General features: G+C 43.5%; 14 protein-coding genes. 8 read left to right on the top strand and 6 right to left on the bottom strand.

The window, feature by feature from the left end:
• Window position 1: 1 nt before the first annotated feature.
• Entirely contained in the window at window positions 2-904 is a 903-nt protein-coding gene (locus AB5706_RS06510; RefSeq protein ID WP_148463673.1) for a radical SAM protein, read from the top strand.
• Between the two features lie 222 nt (window positions 905-1,126).
• On the opposite strand, the gene AB5706_RS06505 is transcribed toward AB5706_RS06510, so the two are convergent.
• The 4 genes from AB5706_RS06505 to AB5706_RS06490 all read right to left on the bottom strand — a co-directional run bounded on the left by AB5706_RS06505 (window position 1,127) and on the right by AB5706_RS06490 (window position 3,241).
• Window positions 1,127-1,759 (bottom strand): manganese catalase family protein, encoded by a 633-nt coding sequence (locus tag AB5706_RS06505; protein ID WP_173715653.1) that lies wholly within the window; start codon window positions 1,757-1,759, stop codon window positions 1,127-1,129.
• A 6-nt stretch (window positions 1,760-1,765) separates the two neighbouring features.
• The gene (locus tag AB5706_RS06500; protein WP_148462539.1) at window positions 1,766-2,041 is read right to left on the bottom strand and encodes a spore coat protein CotJB; all 276 of its coding nucleotides are present in this window, start codon (window positions 2,039-2,041) and stop codon (window positions 1,766-1,768) included.
• Entirely contained in the window at window positions 2,038-2,160 is a 123-nt protein-coding gene (locus tag AB5706_RS06495) for a spore coat associated protein CotJA (RefSeq protein WP_226815951.1), read from the bottom strand. The genes AB5706_RS06500 and AB5706_RS06495 overlap by 4 nt, the downstream gene beginning before the upstream one ends.
• 427 nt (window positions 2,161-2,587) lie before the next feature.
• Window positions 2,588-3,241, bottom strand: a complete 654-nt coding sequence (locus AB5706_RS06490; RefSeq protein ID WP_148462538.1) for a restriction endonuclease — start codon at window positions 3,239-3,241, stop codon at window positions 2,588-2,590.
• Window positions 3,242-3,843: 602 nt separating this feature from the next.
• Between AB5706_RS06490 and trkA the strand changes: the two genes are divergently transcribed.
• Together trkA and AB5706_RS06480 are read left to right on the top strand one after the other, a co-directional pair.
• Window positions 3,844-5,202 (top strand): Trk system potassium transporter TrkA, encoded by a 1,359-nt coding sequence (gene trkA / locus AB5706_RS06485; protein ID WP_148462537.1) that lies wholly within the window; start codon window positions 3,844-3,846, stop codon window positions 5,200-5,202.
• Between the two features lie 12 nt (window positions 5,203-5,214).
• Window positions 5,215-6,654: a TrkH family potassium uptake protein gene (locus tag AB5706_RS06480; RefSeq protein ID WP_148462536.1), complete on the top strand. Its 1,440-nt coding sequence runs from the start codon at window positions 5,215-5,217 to the stop codon at window positions 6,652-6,654.
• A gap of 100 nt (window positions 6,655-6,754) precedes the next feature.
• Here the strand turns inward: AB5706_RS06480 and AB5706_RS06475 are convergent, their stop codons facing one another.
• Both AB5706_RS06475 and AB5706_RS06470 read right to left on the bottom strand, forming a co-directional pair.
• Entirely contained in the window at window positions 6,755-7,528 is a 774-nt protein-coding gene (locus tag AB5706_RS06475; RefSeq protein WP_148462535.1) for a DUF6062 family protein, read from the bottom strand.
• A 35-nt stretch (window positions 7,529-7,563) separates the two neighbouring features.
• Complete coding sequence (locus tag AB5706_RS06470) at window positions 7,564-8,184, bottom strand: TetR/AcrR family transcriptional regulator (protein WP_148462534.1); 621 nt, start codon at window positions 8,182-8,184, stop codon at window positions 7,564-7,566.
• 348 nt (window positions 8,185-8,532) lie between these two features.
• Between AB5706_RS06470 and AB5706_RS06465 the strand changes: the two genes are divergently transcribed.
• The 5 genes from AB5706_RS06465 to AB5706_RS06445 all read left to right on the top strand — a co-directional run bounded on the left by AB5706_RS06465 (window position 8,533) and on the right by AB5706_RS06445 (window position 17,695).
• Window positions 8,533-12,114: a hypothetical protein gene (locus AB5706_RS06465; protein ID WP_148462533.1), complete on the top strand. Its 3,582-nt coding sequence runs from the start codon at window positions 8,533-8,535 to the stop codon at window positions 12,112-12,114.
• Between the two features lie 389 nt (window positions 12,115-12,503).
• Window positions 12,504-13,724, top strand: a complete 1,221-nt coding sequence (locus tag AB5706_RS06460; protein WP_330589330.1) for an FtsW/RodA/SpoVE family cell cycle protein — start codon at window positions 12,504-12,506, stop codon at window positions 13,722-13,724.
• A gap of 102 nt (window positions 13,725-13,826) precedes the next feature.
• Window positions 13,827-14,060 (top strand): acyl carrier protein, encoded by a 234-nt coding sequence (gene acpP / locus AB5706_RS06455; RefSeq protein ID WP_021924300.1) that lies wholly within the window; start codon window positions 13,827-13,829, stop codon window positions 14,058-14,060.
• A 331-nt stretch (window positions 14,061-14,391) separates the two neighbouring features.
• Window positions 14,392-15,846: a glutamate--tRNA ligase gene (gene gltX / locus AB5706_RS06450; RefSeq protein ID WP_148462532.1), complete on the top strand. Its 1,455-nt coding sequence runs from the start codon at window positions 14,392-14,394 to the stop codon at window positions 15,844-15,846.
• Between the two features lie 19 nt (window positions 15,847-15,865).
• Entirely contained in the window at window positions 15,866-17,695 is a 1,830-nt protein-coding gene (locus tag AB5706_RS06445) for an ATP-dependent helicase (protein ID WP_148462531.1), read from the top strand.
• The last annotated feature ends 236 nt before the right edge of the window (window positions 17,696-17,931 follow it).

The following is a 17,931-nucleotide window of genomic DNA, read 5'->3' as shown; positions in this document are numbered from 1 at the left end:
TATGCGAGAAGAATTATTTAAGAATTGTACCTTATGTCCCCGGAAGTGTAATGTGAATCGTCTGGAGGGCAAAAGAGGATATTGTGGCATGGACGGTACTATAAGGGCTGCCCGTGCCGCTCTTCATATGTGGGAGGAACCTTGTATTTCAGGTAAAAAAGGATCAGGGGCTGTTTTTTTCTCTGGCTGCGGCTTGCGGTGCTGTTTCTGCCAGAACCGGGATATTGCCATTGGGGATTCCGGAAAAGAAATTTCAGTGGAGCGGCTTGCTGAAATTTTTCTGGAATTGCAGGAAAAAGGGGCGGCAAATCTGAATCTGGTCACTGGGGCGCATTATGTGCCGCATATTATTTCGGCGTTGGAGCTGGCCAGAGGAAAGGGAATGAATCTTCCGGTCGTGTACAATTCCAGTGGGTATGAGAGCGTGGAAACTATCCGGAGACTGGATGGTTATGTGGATGTATATCTGCCGGATATGAAATATATGGAGCCTGAATTGGCTGCTGCTTTTTCCAACGCAAGGGATTATCCGCAGGCGGCGCAGAGTGCAATTGCCGAAATGATGCGCCAGACCGGTCCCTGTCAGTTTGCGGAGAATGGATATATAAAACGCGGGACAATTGTTCGTCATCTGATTTTGCCAGGGCATACCAAAAATTCTATTGCAGTATTGAAATATCTGTACCGGACTTATGGGGAGGATATTTTTATCAGCGTAATGAACCAATATACGCCTGTCTGGAAGAATGAGAAATTTCCGGAACTGAATCGGAAAGTGACCAGACGAGAGTATGAAAAGGTGCTGGACGCTGCCATTGAGCTTGGAATTGAAAATGGCTATTTTCAGGAAGGGGAGACCGCGGAGGAAAGTTTTATACCGGCGTTTGATTATGAAGGGGTATGAAAGAAAAAGTATTATGCACGAATCCGATGATATAGTTCCAGAGGATATTTGTGGTGACTTTGAAGTTGAGTAAACGAACAATTGGTATGGGGAGAAAAAGCCTGCTGACTACTGTTTTGAAGCTGCCCAGCAATTGCCGGGCAGTATTAGAGCGTGTTTAAAAAAGGTTTTCTGTGAGATGTGTATTGCTGTTACGGTTATCTTTATGACCAGCAGCATATGCTATTTTGCTTCAGGTGCACAGCTTGCAGAGCAGGGATTGTCAAAGCCAGGATTGAAAGCGTAGAAGTTTTTAGCGTCCAACTGTTCCTGGATGGAGCGAAGTGCTTCGCCAAATCGCTGGAAATGTACCACTTCCCTTGCACGCAGGAAACGGATAGGATCAGCAACTTCCGGGATATTTCGTACTACACGGAGAATATTGTCATAAGTGGAGCGTGCTTTCTGTTCTGCTGCAAGGTCTTCAAATAGATCCGTGATCGGATCACCTTTACTCTGGAATTCGCAGGCATTAAAGGGAACGCCTCCTGCTGCCTGCGGCCACACGCCAACTGTGTGGTCAATATAATATGGTCCCAGCCCGGAATTCTCAATTTCTTCCATAGTGAGGTCACGGGTAAGCTGGTGAACCATGGTGGAAACCATCTCCAGATGCGCCAGTTCTTCAGTACCGATATCATTAAGCACAGCTGCAGAGGCTCGGTTCGGCATGGTAAAGCGCTGGGAGAGATAGCGCATAGAAGCACCGATTTCTCCATCCGGGCCACCATACTGGCTCATAATGAACTGAGCCAGCTTCGCATTTGGCGTTTTGATATTGATTGGATACTGTAATCTTTTTTCATAATTCCACATAAACTGTCACGCTCCTTCCTTTTCCCATGGAAATGGCTGCTGAGACCATTTCCATGCATTTTCACTGCTTACAGCTGCATTGTCGATGGTCAGAGGACCGTATTTCTCAGCATATTCGGCCATCAGCTGGTTGCGACGGTCAGAAATATCGGAAAAATAGCGCAATGCTTTTTGATCCTCAGGGTGAGTATCCAGATAAAGAAGCATGTCATTGACAGCGAAACTAACCTCATTGATCTGCTGTAAAAAAGAGCATCTTGGGGAAGGCTGCTTTCTCATCATCTTCGAATACCTCTCTTTCCACAGAATGGTTTACAAAGCTGTGGGAAAATAGTGCCCACAGACAAGGCATAATCAAGATCATAGGCTGAAGTGAAATTCTGATATGGTACATAGGCCATTGCTGGTGCTAGGTGTTTCAGGTGCTCATACATATTATCTGTTTTTGATGAAACTGGTTTAGCGCAAGGGCAGTTTGGTGTTTGGGAAATTGACGGATTGTATGAAGACTTCACAGGTATGAAATCACCGGAATTTTTATATGGTCTGGTACAGTCTGAGGACTCACAATTCATTTCGCTGCAAGAAGTCTGTCGCCGCATTTGCGACAGTGGAGCGGGAGAGAAATTCATCATCCCGCAGGTTCTATTATAAGGGCGGCAGCCCGAACGGTTCATCTGATAATTTTCCATAAACAGATCCTTTCCTTATTCCGTAAGGTCTTTCCCTTTATTCTATGTAAAAATATATAAATGTGTTTATATAAGAGAATGTAATAGTTACGTATACTGTTGGTGGTGCAGTGAAAAGAACGGATGGTATTTTTTATTATGGCTTTGGTTTTAAGAGATACACATGCACAAAATAAATCAGTGATGGAATCAGAAATACAAGATTTACACCGCCTGCCAGGAATTCAGGAACATTGCCTGTTCCTTGAAATGTAAATCCAAGGAAAAGGTACAGTGCTCCAGCTAAAGTACTTAACATCCAGTTCTCCCAGCCCAGCCAGCCAAGAAGCCCAGCCAGAATCAGGGAAAATTCCCGATAATACTGCATATAAGTATCCGAAGAAAATGGAAAAACATTTCTTAGAAGATAACATCCAAATAGGATTCCAAGAATATTCATTGCTCTCATTATTTCAAAAATCAGACTTGTACTCTTTAACATAGAGCAGTTGTCCCATAGCTTTACATCTAATTTATTGGCTGCGCTGATAGCTGCCTTGGTGAAAGTGCCATTTGTCATAACGATGCAGCGGTCGCAGTCATAGTATTTGCCCCCGGCATAGACCTCTTGCACTGCTTTATTCCCAACTGGATAAGAATAATATTTGCATTGAACTGCATATTTTGAAAAATGTTTGTAGGCAATGATGTCGACACCCTGGTCACCACTTTTTTTGGTAACTTCTACATGGTGAAATCCCTTTCGGCGCAGCATCCGGGCGCATTTATATTCAAATTTGTGTCCGTTCATCTGGTAAAATTCCTTATTTTGAGTTATTGTTTCGTTTTTTTATACAAAAACAGCAGAAATCGTTTCATGATTTTTTCAAAAGTCTTTCACACTTTTATCACATTTGTTTCGTATATTATTAACTGTAGAAAGCACCAAGTCTTTCTTAATTTAATATTTTTCTTTTTCATACGCGCCGGTGCGAAAGCACCGGCCTCCTTCCATTTCTGGGGAAAATATCCTGTTTATAAAGTTAACGGCGAAAGCCAAATTCGGGAAAATGAAATAAAGTATATTTATAGAGATAAAGTCATTGTACTACATATGAAATAAAAAGTAAACACCTGTTCGAACAACACGTTGCTGTTCACTCCGTTCACAGTAACGCGCTTCGCGATGCACAAAAATCACGCATTCGCATGATTTCGCGCCGCACTTCCCGGGTTTTGTGTGAACAAAGTTCACAGTTAACTTCAAACATACTCTAAGATTTACTGTAAGAAAATGACTATTTCCAAAAGCAAACAGTAGTGCTATAATAGCAGTGTTTAGAATGTTAGGAACAGACTCATTTTTTGTCTGTGACCTGACATTTTCCTATTATTTATATATTTGGAGGAGTTATGCAAATTATAATTGTCGGGTGTGGAAAAGTTGGACGTACACTTGCAGAGCAGCTTCAGGAAGAGGATACTGATATAACTCTGATCGATATCAATCCGGACAGGATTAATGAGATTACAGATGAAGTAGATGCTATGGGCGTTGTTGGAAATGGAGCAAGTATCAATACTCTTATGGAAGCGAGAATTGAGACTGCAGACATTCTTATCGCAGTTACTGTATCAGATGAGATGAACCTTCTATGCTGTCTGATCGCCCAGAAGACTGGTCACTGCCACACAATTGCCCGTGTGCGTAATCCGATTTACAGTAAGGAGATTGGTTTTATCAAGGAGCGTCTGGGTGTAACCATGATCATCAACCCGGAACTGGCAGCAGCCCAGGAGATTTCAAAACTTCTGCGTTTTCCATCCGCCATAAAGATCGATACTTTTGCCAGAGGCAAGGTAGAACTTCTGAAATTTAAAGTAATGCCTGAATTTGAACTGGATGGAAAGAGCATTCAGCAGATTACGGAGCACTTTCGCTGCGATATTCTTTTCTGCGCTATTGAGGGAAAAGATTATACTACCATTCCAGGCGGTACCAATGTGATCCGGAATGGAGATGTGATTTCTATTCTTGCTACCCCGCAAAATGCAGCAGTTTTCTTTAAAAAGATTGGCTTGAAGACCCATCAGGTAAAGAACACCGTGATCGTAGGAGGTGGAACTATTTCTTATTATCTTGCCAAGGCCCTGCTTGCCATGAAGATCAAAGTCAAGGTAATTGAGAAAGATAAGAACCGCTGTGAGTTCCTAAGCGAAGAACTTACAGATGCTACGATTATTAACGGTGACGGCACAGACCGTTCCCTTCTTCTGGAAGAGGGGCTGGAAAGTGCTGAGTCCTTTGTAACTTTGACCAATATGGACGAGGAGAATATTTTCCTTTCCCTTTTCGCAAAGACTATTTCAAATGCCAAGCTGGTTGCCAAGGTAAACAGACTTGCCTATGACGATATTATTGACAGTCTGGACATCGGAAGTGTTATTTACCCGAAATACATTACTGCAGATTATATTTTGCAGTATGTAAGAGCAACTCAGAATTCCATTGGAAGTAATGTGGAGACCTTGTATCACATTCTGGATGGAAAGGCAGAAGCTCTGGAATTTAAGATCTGTGATAATTCACCTATTGTAGGAAGGACATTGTCCGAACTGAATCTGAAGAAGAATCTTCTGGTTGGATGTCTTTACCGGGATGGCAGTGTGCGCATTCCTCGTGGACATGATGCCCTGGAGATTGGAGACAGAGTTGTAATTGTTACCACGAACAGAGGCCTTCGTGATATCAACGATATACTTGCAAAGTAAAGGAGTCCGGACATGAATTATTCCATGATATCTTATATTCTTGGCTGGATCTTCAATTTTGAAGCGGCATTTATGATTTTGCCAGGAATTACAGCAATCATTTACCGGGAAAAAAATGGTCTGGCATTTCTGATCACGATGTTGATCTGTCTCACAATTGGAATTCCACTTACCAGGAGGAAAAGAAAAAGCAAAGTATTCCATGCCAAAGAGGGTGCTGTTACAGTTGCTCTCAGCTGGCTGGTACTCAGTATTGCAGGAGCCCTTCCCTTTATTATTTCAGGAAGTATTCCACATCCTATAGATGCAATATTTGAGACTGTTTCCGGTTTTACCACGACTGGAGCCAGTATTTTGAACAATGTGGAGGCACTTTCTCACTGTATGCTGATCTGGAGAAGCTTTACCCACTGGATTGGCGGAATGGGAGTACTGGTATTTATTCTCTGCCTGCTGCCTCTTACCGGTGGATATCACATGAATCTGATGAAAGCAGAGAGCCCGGGACCGTCTGTCAGCAAATTGGTGCCGAAGGTACAGTCCACAGCCAAGATTTTGTATACCATATACATTATTCTGACTATTGTGGAGATCATTTTCCTTCTCATTGGAAAAATGCCTCTGTTTGATACATTGTGCCTTAGTTTTGGTACCGCAGGTACCGGTGGTTTTGGTGTCAAAAATGACAGCATTGCAAGCTACAGTACGTATAATCAGGTGGTGATCACGGTCTTTATGATTCTTTTTGGAATCAACTTTAATGCCTATTATCTGCTTCTGACAAAGAAAGTAATGCAGGCAGCGAAGAATGAAGAGGTACGTTACTATCTGGGGATTATTGGCCTGGCCATTGTAGCTATCGCCATTAATACAAGAGAAATGTTTACAAGCTTTGGAAGTGCTTTCCAGCAGGCTGCTTTCCAGGTGGGGTCCATCATTACGACTACTGGATATGCTACCACAGACTTCAATGTGTGGCCGGTATTTTCCAAGACCATTCTGGTTATCCTTATGTTTGTGGGAGCCTGTGCAGGAAGTACAGGCGGCGGTATCAAGGTATCCCGTCTTCTGATCCTGTGTAAATCTGCACGCAAGGAACTGCAGCTGTATCTGCACCCAAATGCAGTGAAGAAGATTAAGATGGATGATAAGGCGATTCCCCATGAGGTGGTGCGAGCTACAAACATGTTCCTGTTTGTGTACATTATGATTTTTGTTACTTCACTGTTGATCATAAGTCTGGACAATCTGGATATGGTTTCCAATTTCACCGCGATCGCAGCCACTTTGAATAATATAGGACCTGGGCTTGGAGCTGTGGGACCTACCGGAAATTTTGATACGTATTCTTATATTTCCAAGGCTGTCATGATCTTTGATATGCTGGCAGGAAGGCTTGAAGTATTCCCACTGTTACTTTTGTTTAAGAGAGATACCTGGAGAAAGTTCTGAAAACTGACAAATAAAAAACTCCTCAAATTAACACGCTCTAAAGAATGTTAATTTGAGGAGTCTTTATTTGCGTAAGCAACGAGCAGGAGCCTGTTTGGTCTTACTTGTCCATAGTATATGGCTCATCTGCCGGATATCCTCCTGCCGCTTTCTGCATTCCACGCGGCAGTGCATCCTTGGAAGTACGCCAGTCCGCATCTTTATTGCGGTAATCAAACTTATCGCAGAACCAGTCCAGATCATCAGAAAGCCTTTGCATATTCTGCTCCATCATTGGGAAAAGGATAGCGTAAAAGGCTTTTTTCTCTTTATCAGATAAAGCACTTTCAGCTGTTTCAACCAGATCTCCGAAATGGGGAATGCAAAATCCCTTACAGGTTTCAAAAAGCGGGAGAAATTCCTGGCTTTTTTTAAACAGTTCGAAAAAAGTATCCAGATATCTTGCATAGGTATCTTTATAAAAATTGCAGATATAGCAGGTATCTTCCTGTTCTTTTACCCATGCGCCAAGAGAAGTTTTCGGTGCATCTGTATCTGTGTTTCCCTTCTTAAATCTGGAAAAAACGGAAGCCCTGGAAGGAGCGAAAATCCTGATCTGTTCATGAAGCTCTTTTGTTTTGTACTGAAAATGGGTTTTCAGAATCAGCCCTGTACCCAGACGGTTTCCGTAGTCATACATTTTCTTATAGTGGGTACGACAAAAGCCCATTTTATCAGTTTCTGCCCGTACATCATCTTCCATATAAGATGCGCCGGCACCTAAAACGAAATCCATGGCATGCTGCTCCAGCTGGCGCTCCACAAAACAGAAAGGGCATTCGTCCCCTGCTTTAAAAGCATCCATCAGGGGAATGGTATATAATTTTTCTTTCATCTGTAAGGTCTCCTTCAGGATTTTAATGTATAAGTCTATAATTTTTCAACATCTGCTCCATGGATAAATGCCTGCAAAATACAGTCTATCGTCCGATGAAGATAAGGACGGTATTCAGCAAGACAGACTGGCTGGGAGTGAAGAATACAGCTGTAACTTGTGGAACTTACCAGTTCAATAATGGTAAAAAGAAGCAGCTCCGGGGAATCATACTGTACATCAGAATGATCCAGAAGATTGAGATATTCCTGGAAAAATGGAAAATCATCGTCATCTGCCTGTTCCTGAAACGCATCCTTAAAAACTCCCCAGGACAGATTCTTGGAAATAAAGCCAAGCAGACTACTCTCGGTTTCCAGCCTGTCCAGAATATTATCTACAATAAAGTGAAGCTGAGCAGTGAAACCGGTAATGTGGGAGGCTTCCAGAGCGTCATGTGCCTCGGAAAAAAGTTCGCCGGCTTTATGTGAAATCAGCTTATTTCGAATGTCATATTTATCTTTAAAATAGAGGTAAAAAGTTCCTTTCGCAACTCCTGCATTTTCCACAATATCGGAAATGGTTGTCTTGGCAAGCCCCTTAGTGGTAAAGAGTTCAAAGGCAGTGTTGTACAGAGCACTTTTCTTCCTTTTTTTATTTAACTCCAGTTTTCCCATGCCAGTTCCTCCTAAGCTTATGTCCGTCAGACATTCTATAAATAAAAGTTTACTGTCTCTCCCGGCAGCAATAAAAGCCGGTTGTTACAATTACAGCTTCACTATCTGAACTTTTCTTGATAATTATGGTGATTTATTTCTATTTTAAACAAAAATGACCAAAAGTCAATATCAAAACAGGAAAAGATTTGGATAAAAAGCAGATATTGACTACTGGTCAGTTTTGTTGTATAACTTTCATAGGCTAAGAGATGACTAACTGATGTCGGGAAAACAGATACGCTGCAGGACAGCGGGAGGAGTTTGCAGACGTCAGATATTTAACTAAGAATTAAGGAGTTGGCTAACATGAACCGAAATAAAAAGATTCTGAATGTTACAATGGCTGCCGGAATGGCTGCCGTCCTTGGAACTACACCGGTAATTGCTGCAGCCCAGGAAGCAGACAATGGAGTATCCAAGGAAGAAACCGTATATGTAAACGCCACTGCAGAAGGCGAAGTAAAAGACATCACCGTATCTGACTGGCTGAAGAATTCCGGATCAGCAGAGGGAGATGTATCCGATGTATCTGACCTGGAAGGAATCAAGAATGTAAAAGGTGATGAAACCTTTACCCAGGATGGTGACAAGGTTACATGGAATACAGACAGCAGTGATATTTACTATCAGGGAACTTCCAACAAGGAACTTCCGGTAGATATGAAGATCAAATATTATCTGGATGACCAGGAAATTACTCCAGAGGAACTTGCAGGCAAGAGTGGACATCTTCGTATGGAAGTTTCATATACAAACAAATCCAAAAAAACAGTAAAAGTTGATAAAAAAGACGTAGAAGTTTATTCTCCGTTTGTTATGGTAACCGGAATGATCCTTTCTTCCGATAATTTTTCCAATGTTACCATTGATAATGGAAAGGTGATTTCCGATGGCGACAAGGAAATGGTTGTAGGAGTTGCAGTTCCAGGTTTAAAGAATAGCCTGGATTTAAGCGATGACCTTTCCGATAAGATTGATATTCCGGAAGGCTTTACCATGGAAGCTGATGTTACAGACTGTACTATGGGAAATACTTTCACCATGGCAGTTACAGATCTGCTCAGCAGCCTGAATCTTGAAGATTCCGATGATCTGGATGAGCTTCAGGATTCCCTGGATGAGCTGGATGACGCAGCTGTGAAGCTGGTAGATGGATCCAAGGATCTTTTTGATGGTACTAAGGAGCTTTATGATGGAACGAAAGATCTCTATGATGGAACCGAAGATCTGAAAGACGGAACCAGCCAGCTTTATGATGGAGCCAAAGACCTGGATGACGGCGCTAAGACTCTGAAAGACGGAACCAGCCAGCTTTATGATGGAAGTAAAGACCTGGATGATGGAGCCAGCCAGCTTTATGACGGAGCTAAGACTCTTAATACTGGAGCCAGCCAGCTTTATTCCGGAACAACTTCTTTATATAGCGGAACAAAGACTCTGTACGATGGAACCAGAACTCTTTATGGCGGAGCCAATACACTGGCTTCCAGTTACAATGAATTTGATGCTGGTGTGGCAAGTGCCAAGACTGGTGCTTCCCAGTTAAACAGCGGTGCAAAAACATTGCAGAGCGGTATTTCCCAGTATACTGCAGGGGTAGATTCACTGGCTTCTGGTGTGAACAGCTACACAGAAGGTGTTGATACTGTAAACAGCAACATGGCAGAGTACAATAAAGGAATGAAATCCCTGACAGATGGTGTGAACAAATATGTGGCTGGTGGAAATCAGCTGGCAGACGGTGTAACCGCTTATGTAAATGGTGCAACTCAGCTGACTGACGGAGTAAGCACTTATGTAAGCGGTGCAAGTGCCCTGGCGCAGGGAACTAAGGACTATGTAAGTGGAACATCTGCACTGGTTGAAGGGGTAGGACAGCTGGCACCTGGAATCCAGCAGGCTTCAGAAGGAATCAGCGCTGCTTCCGCAAAACTTACAGAAATTGCCAAGAATGTAGCAGCTGCAAAGCCGGAAACAATGGTGAAGAGCCTGAATCAGTATGCAGATGGAGCTGATTCCCTGGCTGATGGTGTAACAGAATACGTTGGAAAAGTAGGTGAGGCTGCTTCTGGAGCAGCAAGTGTTGCAGAGGGGGCAAAGAGCCTGGCTGACGGTACAGCTGCTCTTGTTTCCGGTGCAACTCAGGTAAAAGACGGAATTGGAAAATTAAAAGAAGGAACAAGCTATTCAATCAGTCAGATCGGCGATAGTGCCTCTAAGACAATGAATGATTCCGCAGCAAGCATCCGTGAGGCAGCTGCCCAGATTGAGACTACGGTTACTGCACAGTCCGCAGGGGTATCTACAGATGCTGCCGCTGGTGCAATCAGTGCAACCCAGAGCTCTATGAGCAGTGCAATCGCAACTTTGCAGGGAGCACTTGGAACAGAGGGACTTGACGAAGGAACTGCAGCAGCTATTAATTCTGCAATCGAGCAGTTAAATGCAGGTCTTGGAAATGCTTCTGCAGCTCAGGGTGAGCTGGGTAACATTCAGGCTCAGTCACAGGTAGCTGTCCAGGCTGAGACAAACGGAAGCAGTGTTCAGGAATCCTTAAATGCGATTGCGTCCACCCTGGAAGGTGCAGCTGGCAGTATTTCAGAAGCAGCATCAGCGAGCTCTTCAACTTTAGCTGGTGAAGCAGATAAACTGATTGCAGGTGCAGCTTCTGTTGAATCAGGAGCCCAGACCGCAAATGCAGGAGCCGCACAGCTGAGCACAGGTGCTGATTCCCTGAACAGTGGAATGGCACAGCTGAAGGAAACAGGTGAAGGTCAGTTATCTACAGGAGCATCAAATCTGAAAGCAGCCGGAACACAGGTAAGAGAGAGTCTGACAGCAGTAAGCAGTCTGGTTGCAGGACTTGGAGATCTTTCTTCCATGACAGATTCTGTGAATCAGTTAGCAGAAGGTGCAAAACAGATTTCTGAAGGAAATGAGAAGCTTCAGGCTGGTTATAAACAGTTACAGGATACCAAGGCTGCTGAGACACTTACAAGCGGAGCAGATCAGCTCCTTAATAGTGAGAAGACTATTACAGATGGAATCAATACCCTTCAGGGCAAGGATAATGCCAACGCAACAGCACTTCTCAATGGCGCAAGTACATTAAAGAGTGCAAAGGAGAGCCTTGATGCAGGTATCAGTTCAATCAGCAAAGCAACCGGCAAGCTGGTAACTGGTGTTGGTCAGATTGCCGCAAATAGTGTGGCACTGAGAAGCGGAGCATCTCAGCTGACAGCAAGCAGTGATACCCTGAACAGTGGAGCATCCCAGCTGACAGCAGGAACCAAGAGCCTTGTAAGCGGAGCAGGTACATTAGTAGCAGCCAGTGGACAGGTAAAATCCGGTATTGCACAGTTAAAGAACGGTGCTGCAGATCTGAGAAGCGGAGCTTCCCAGTTAAGAAGCGGTGCAAACAGTGTTAATAATGGAACTCGTGAATTGAAGAGTGGTACATCTTCTTTAGTAAGCGGAACAAAAGATCTGAAAGACGGAACCAAGACTTTGAAAGATGGAGCTAAGGATTTGAATGACGGAGCTAAGACTCTGAAAGACGGAACAAGCAGTCTGAAAGATGGAGCTAAGACCCTGGATGATGGAGCAAAAGACCTGAAGGATGGGGCAAAAGATCTGAAAGACGGAGCTAAGACTCTGAAGGACGGAGCAAAAGATCTGAAAGACGGTGAGAAAGAGTTCTATGATGATGGTATCAAGAAACTGAAAGATACTATGGAAGAGGATTTCCAGAGTGTTCTGGATCGTCTGGAAGCACTCCAGTCTGATGATGCAGCTTATACATCTTTCACAGGAAAAGATGATTCCATGAGCGGCAACGTGAAGTTCATTATTGAGACAGAAGGCTTTGATGATGGCAGCGAAGACTGATCTTAAGCAGGTCAGATATAAATTTCTATAAGGAACAAGAGAAGGGCAGGAGAGTATCCTGCTCTTTTCTATTACGGGATAAATTCTGCAGCCGGTTACTGTTCGCTCAGTGACCAGTAACGCGCTTCGCGATGCACAGAAAGACGAACCTTCTTGTGACAAGCACAAGAAGTAGCGTTTGCTGCGCAAACTTAATTCTCGGGTTTTCTGTGAACTTTGTTCACAAAAAACACCTCGCGGAATGTTACCAGTGAACAGTAACTGCAGCCGTTACCGGTCACAGAGTAACAGCACCTTTGGGTTGCACCTGCAAAAAGAGTCTGCTATAATGAAAAACAATTAAGGAAATAAAAGAGTTTATATAAAAATGAACAGAAAAAGGTGATAAAGTGGATATTGCGAAAAAGAAAAAAGCAAGTATCCGGTCAGGAAAGAAAAAGGCAGGTCCTGGCTATAAGACCAAGATCAAAATGAAAAAAGCGAAATCAGATTACTATGATTTTAATCTGGTCGCAGTAATCATATTGATCATGTGCTTTGGCCTGATCATGCTTTACAGTACAAGCTCTTATATGGCGCAGATTAATGAAGGCGACGACATGTTCTACTTCAAGAAGCAGGCAATGTACAGTATTGGCTGTCTTGTGCTGGCAATTATAGTGTCCTATTTTGATTATCATATTCTGGCGAAATTTCCGTTTGTGATCTATGTAGCAGCCGCTTTTCTCATGGTGCTGGTAAAGACTCCCCTGGGAGTCACCTCTCATGGAGCGAGAAGATGGCTGAAGCTTGGGGTACAGTTTCAGCCGGCAGAGATTGCAAAGATTGCAGTGATCATCACATTGTCCTATCTGATCGTCAAAATGGGAAAGAGAGTGGAAACCTTGAAAGCTACTATGGTACTTCTGGGAATGGGCGGCATTCAGGCCCTGTTTGCATATGTGTTTACGGATAACCTGAGTACTGCTATGATTATTTTTGGGATTACCGTAGGTCTGGTGTTTATTGCACATCCAAAAACAAAACCATTTGTTATTCTTGCAGTTGTTGCAGTTATTCTGGTGGCAATCCTGGTATACAGTCTTTCTCATATGGATCAGAGCTCTAACTTCCGTTTACGTCGTATTCAGGTATGGCTTCATCCGGAGGATTATGCAAGCGGAGATGGCTATCAGACCCTGCAGGCTTTGTATGCAATTGGTTCAGGAGGTTTCTTTGGCAGAGGTCTTGGAAACAGTATCCAGAAGCTTGGAAGTGTGCCTGAGGCACAGAATGACATGATATTTTCTATTATTTGTGAAGAACTTGGGATTTTTGGCGCGATCATGGTTTTGGCGTTGTTTGGTTATCTGCTGTACAGATTATTTTTTATTGCACAGAATGCACCGGATATGTTTGGCTCCCTGCTTGTGAGCGGTGTTTTTGTACATATCGCTTTGCAGGTTATTATGAACGTGGCTGTAGTGCTGAACATCATGCCAAACACAGGTGTCACATTGCCATTTATCAGCTATGGAGGTACCTCCATTTTGTTCTTGATGGCAGAGATGGGACTGGCCTTAAGTGTGGCCAGACAGATTAAATTCCAGGAGCCGGAATTTATCCTATAATTCTCTTGACAAATGAGCCAGCAGATTATATACTTTCCGCAGTGTATGACATACGGCTGATGGAAGCCGGTTTTCGAGATATTTATTAAAGGAGAATGAGCAATGTTAGAAAAGATGAGTGAAATGATCGCAGAGCAGCTTAACTGCGACGCAGAGACAATTACAGCAGATACTTCTTTCAAGGATGACCTGGGAGCAGATTCCCTTGACCTCTTCGAGCTTGTTATGGCTCTGGAAGATGAGTACAACATCGAGATTCCGGCAGAAGAGCTTACAGAGCTGAACACAGTTGGTGATGTAATCGACTATCTGAGAGATAAAGGAATCGATGCTTAATTTTTTTCGCAGATGATGATCTCCCGCTACTGTTCACTGGTAACATTCCGCGAGGTGTTTCTGTGAACAAAGTTCACAGAAAACCCGAGAATTAAGTTTGCGCAGCAAACGCTACTTCTTGTGCTTGTCACAAGAAGGTTCGTCTTTCTGTGCATCGCGAAGCGCGTTACGGTGAACGGAGTGAACGTAACGATCTCCCTGAGGCTGGGCTTCAGGGGGATTTTTTCTATAGACATTTTGAATGGATTAGGTATATAATGTGAAAAGGCAGTTGCCATCACGGAATGGCAGCAGAAGATAAGAAAGAATAAACAGGGAGAATAGAGAAGACATGACTAAGATCAGAACCAGATTTGCACCAAGCCCTACAGGCAGAATGCATGTTGGAAATTTACGTACTGCGTTATACGCATATCTTATTACAAAGCATGAAGGCGGAGATTTTATTCTCCGTATTGAGGATACAGACCAGGAGCGCTATGTAGAGGGCGCTGTAGATATTATTTATCGTACTATGGAGAAGACTGGTCTTATTCATGACGAAGGTCCGGATAAGGACGGTGGATATGGCCCATATGTACAGAGCGAGCGCCAGGCACAGGGGATTTACATGAAATATGCCAAACAGCTTGTAGACCAGGGCGATGCATACTACTGCTTCTGCCAGAAGGAAGAATTAGAGAGCATGAAGCGTGTGGTAGCAGGCAAGGAGATTTCCATTTATGACAAACGCTGTCTGAAGCTTTCCAAGGAAGAAGTTCAGCGCCGTCTGGATGCCGGAGAGCCACATGTAATCCGTTTTAACATGCCTACAGAGGGAACTACCACTTTCCATGATGTAATTTACGGAGATATTACAGTAAACAATGAGGAACTTGAGGATTTGATCCTGATCAAATCTGACGGATATCCGACTTATAATTTTGCTAACGTTGTAGACGATCATCTTATGGGAATCACACATGTGGTACGAGGCAATGAATATCTTTCCTCTTCCCCTAAATACAACCGTATCTATGAGGCATTTGGATGGGATATTCCGGTTTATGTACATTGTCCACTGATCACGGATGAAACTCACGCCAAATTGTCCAAACGTTCCGGACATTCCTCCTATGAGGACCTTCTGGATCAGGGATTTGTTTCCGAGGCAATTGTAAATTATGTTGCACTTCTGGGATGGAGTCCGGCAGATAATAACGAGATCTTCAGCCTCAGGGAACTGGTTGAAAAATTTGATTATCATCACATTAATAAATCTCCGGCTGTATTTGATATCAACAAGCTTCGCTGGATGAATGGCGAGTATATTAAGAAAATGGATCCGGAAGTATTTTATGAGAGAGCACTTCCATACATGAAGGAAGTTCTGAAGGGAGACTTTAACTTTAAGAAAATTGCAGGAATGGTTCAGACCAGAATCGAAACTTTCCCTGACATTCCGGCATTGATCGATTTCTTCCAGGAAGTTCCGGAGTATGATGCATCTATGTACTGCCATAAGAAAATGAAAACAAACGAAGAGACTTCTCTTACAGTTCTGAAGGAAGTTCTTCCGTTTCTGGAGGCTCAGGAGGATTACACCAATGATCCGCTGTTCGCTTCCTTAAGTGAATTTGTCAAGGAGAAAGGTTACAAGAACGGCTATGTAATGTGGCCTCTTCGTACAGCTGTTTCAGGCAAGCAGATGACACCGGCAGGCGCTACCGAGATCATGGAGATCATTGGCAAGGATGAGACAATCCGCCGTGTGAAAGCTGCAATCGAGAAGCTTGAGAATCTGTAATGAAGAATCTGTCTCAATTATGAAGAAAAATCCATCTCAATTAAGGGCAATCGCCCACCTGTCAGGACCTATGATGGTTCTGGCAGGCCCCGGTTCGGGGAAAACTTCAGTGATCGTTGAAAGAACTGCATATATGACTGGTGAGGGGGAAATACCGGCGTCCTCTGTTCTTGTTGTAACCTTTTCCCGGGCTGCAGCAAAAGAGATGAGAGAGCGTTTTCTGAAGTTTACCGGACAGACCTCCACGGCTGTTACCTTCGGAACCTTTCACGGTGTTTTTTACGGAATCCTGAAGCAGGCTTATGGACTTGGTGCCGGCAATATTTTGTCAGAAGAAGAAAAATATGCCATTTTAAAAGAAATGACTCTGGAATTTGGTCAGGAACTGGCTCAGGAGGGAGATTTCCAGGAGGATGTGGCAAAGGAAATCAGCGTGGTAAAAGGGGGGAGGATTTCCCTGGATCACTATTATTCTTCCTGCTGCCCGGATGAGGTATTCCGCCAGATTTATAATGGGTATCAGAAGGCTTTGCGCCAGAGAAGAAAACTGGATTTCGATGACATGCTTCTTTGCTGCTATGAACTTTTTGTCAAGAGAAAAGATATTCTGGCGGCATGGCAAAACAAATTCCAATACATTATGGTAGATGAATTTCAGGATATCAACCATCTCCAGTATGATATTGTTAGGATGCTGGCAAAGCCCAGGGATAACCTGTTCATAGTGGGAGACGATGATCAGTCTATCTATCATTTTCGTGGCGCCAAGCCAGAGATCATGCTGAACTTTACCAAAGATTATCCTAAGGCAGAAACGGTTCTTTTGGACATTAATTATCGCTGTACGAAAAATGTACTTCAGGCAGCCATGAATGTGGTGGGCTGCAACCAGATCCGCTTTAAGAAGAGGCTGTCTACGCCAAATGAGCAGGGAAAACCTGTGAAGGTGATGGAATTTGACAATCCAAGAGAAGAGTATGTGAAGATTGCCGCTTTTTTGAAGAAGCGGCTGGAGACAGGAGAGAATCTGGAGGATACTGCAGTGCTTTTTCGTACCAATCAGGAGGCAGAGGGGCTTGTTGGAGCCTTGATGGAGTACCAGATTCCTTTTACCATGAAAGAACAGCTGCCCAATCTGTTCCGGCATTGGATCAGCAGAAACCTGATGGCATATCTGAAAATGGCAGCAGGAGACAGGACGAGAAAGCTTTTCCTGGAAATCATGAACCGCCCCAACCGGTATATAGCAAGGGATGCCCTGACACAGACCACAATCTCATTTTCTGCATTGAGAGATTTCTATAAAGATAAAGACTGGATGTGCGACAGGATTACCACACTGGAAACACATCTTCGGATTCTTTCCACTTTGGCACCCTATGCTGCAGTGAATTTTATCCGAAAAGGAATGGGCTATGAGCAATATCTGATTGAATATGCCCAGTACCGTAAAATTCGTCCGGAGGAGCTTCTTGAGGTCCTTGACCGCATACAGGAAAGTGCCAAAGGTATGAAAAACCTGGAAGAGTGGGAAAACTACATAGAGGATTACACAAAGAAGCTGGCTGAACAGGCGAAAAAACAGGAGACGAAAAGGGAAGGGATTGTAATTTCCACCCTTCATGCGGTAAAAGGGCTGGAATACGACAAAGTTTATATTATGAATGTAAACGAAGGGAGCATTCCCTATAAAAAGGCTGTTCTGGCAGAGTCTTTGGAAGAAGAACGCCGGCTTTTTTATGTAGGCATGACTCGGGCGAAGAAAGAACTTATGCTCTGTTATGTGCGACGTCAGTACGATAAAGAGCGTGCCCCTTCACGGTTTCTGGAAGAAACCGGGCTGTTCTAATTTCCTCTTGTAAACGTAAACCTGATAAAGTATAATGATGTCTGTTGTGAAATTATAACAAAAAAAGAGGTAACTATTTAGGAGACAGTATTTCGCGAGGTTGTTTTTGTGAACACAGTTCACAGAAAGCCCGGGAATTTCGGCGTGAAATCATGGAAAGCATGATTTTTTGTGTATCGCGAAGCATGCAATTGTAAAGCATGTAGTTGTGAAGGTACAGAACAGTTACCAAAAGA

It is taken from the genome of Ruminococcus sp. RTP21484sp1_RTP21277st1_D2_RTP21277_210401 (assembly GCF_040924225.1).
Lineage (GTDB): Bacteria > Bacillota > Clostridia > Lachnospirales > Lachnospiraceae > Blautia_A > Blautia_A faecis.
The sequence above is the reverse complement of the archived record's forward strand: the minus strand, read 5'-3'. Positions and strand labels throughout refer to the sequence as shown.

What these genes read in the sequence shown, in the direction of transcription:
- gltX (WP_148462532.1), top strand. Translation starts at nt 14,392, where the DNA reads ATGACTAAGATCAGAACCAGATTTGCACCAAGCCCTACAGGCAGAATG.
- AB5706_RS06510 (WP_148463673.1), top strand. Translation starts at nt 2, where the DNA reads ATGCGAGAAGAATTATTTAAGAATTGTACCTTATGTCCCCGGAAGTGT.
- AB5706_RS06505 (WP_173715653.1), bottom strand. Translation starts at nt 1,759, where the DNA reads ATGTGGAATTATGAAAAAAGATTACAGTATCCAATCAATATCAAAACG.
- AB5706_RS06470 (WP_148462534.1), bottom strand. Translation starts at nt 8,184, where the DNA reads ATGGGAAAACTGGAGTTAAATAAAAAAAGGAAGAAAAGTGCTCTGTAC.
- trkA (WP_148462537.1), top strand. Translation starts at nt 3,844, where the DNA reads ATGCAAATTATAATTGTCGGGTGTGGAAAAGTTGGACGTACACTTGCA.
- AB5706_RS06490 (WP_148462538.1), bottom strand. Translation starts at nt 3,241, where the DNA reads ATGAACGGACACAAATTTGAATATAAATGCGCCCGGATGCTGCGCCGA.
- acpP (WP_021924300.1), top strand. Translation starts at nt 13,827, where the DNA reads ATGTTAGAAAAGATGAGTGAAATGATCGCAGAGCAGCTTAACTGCGAC.
- AB5706_RS06495 (WP_226815951.1), bottom strand. Translation starts at nt 2,160, where the DNA reads ATGGCCTATGTACCATATCAGAATTTCACTTCAGCCTATGATCTTGAT.
- AB5706_RS06475 (WP_148462535.1), bottom strand. Translation starts at nt 7,528, where the DNA reads ATGAAAGAAAAATTATATACCATTCCCCTGATGGATGCTTTTAAAGCA.
- AB5706_RS06465 (WP_148462533.1), top strand. Translation starts at nt 8,533, where the DNA reads ATGAACCGAAATAAAAAGATTCTGAATGTTACAATGGCTGCCGGAATG.
- AB5706_RS06480 (WP_148462536.1), top strand. Translation starts at nt 5,215, where the DNA reads ATGAATTATTCCATGATATCTTATATTCTTGGCTGGATCTTCAATTTT.
- AB5706_RS06500 (WP_148462539.1), bottom strand. Translation starts at nt 2,041, where the DNA reads ATGATGAGAAAGCAGCCTTCCCCAAGATGCTCTTTTTTACAGCAGATC.
- AB5706_RS06445 (WP_148462531.1), top strand. Translation starts at nt 15,866, where the DNA reads ATGAAGAAAAATCCATCTCAATTAAGGGCAATCGCCCACCTGTCAGGA.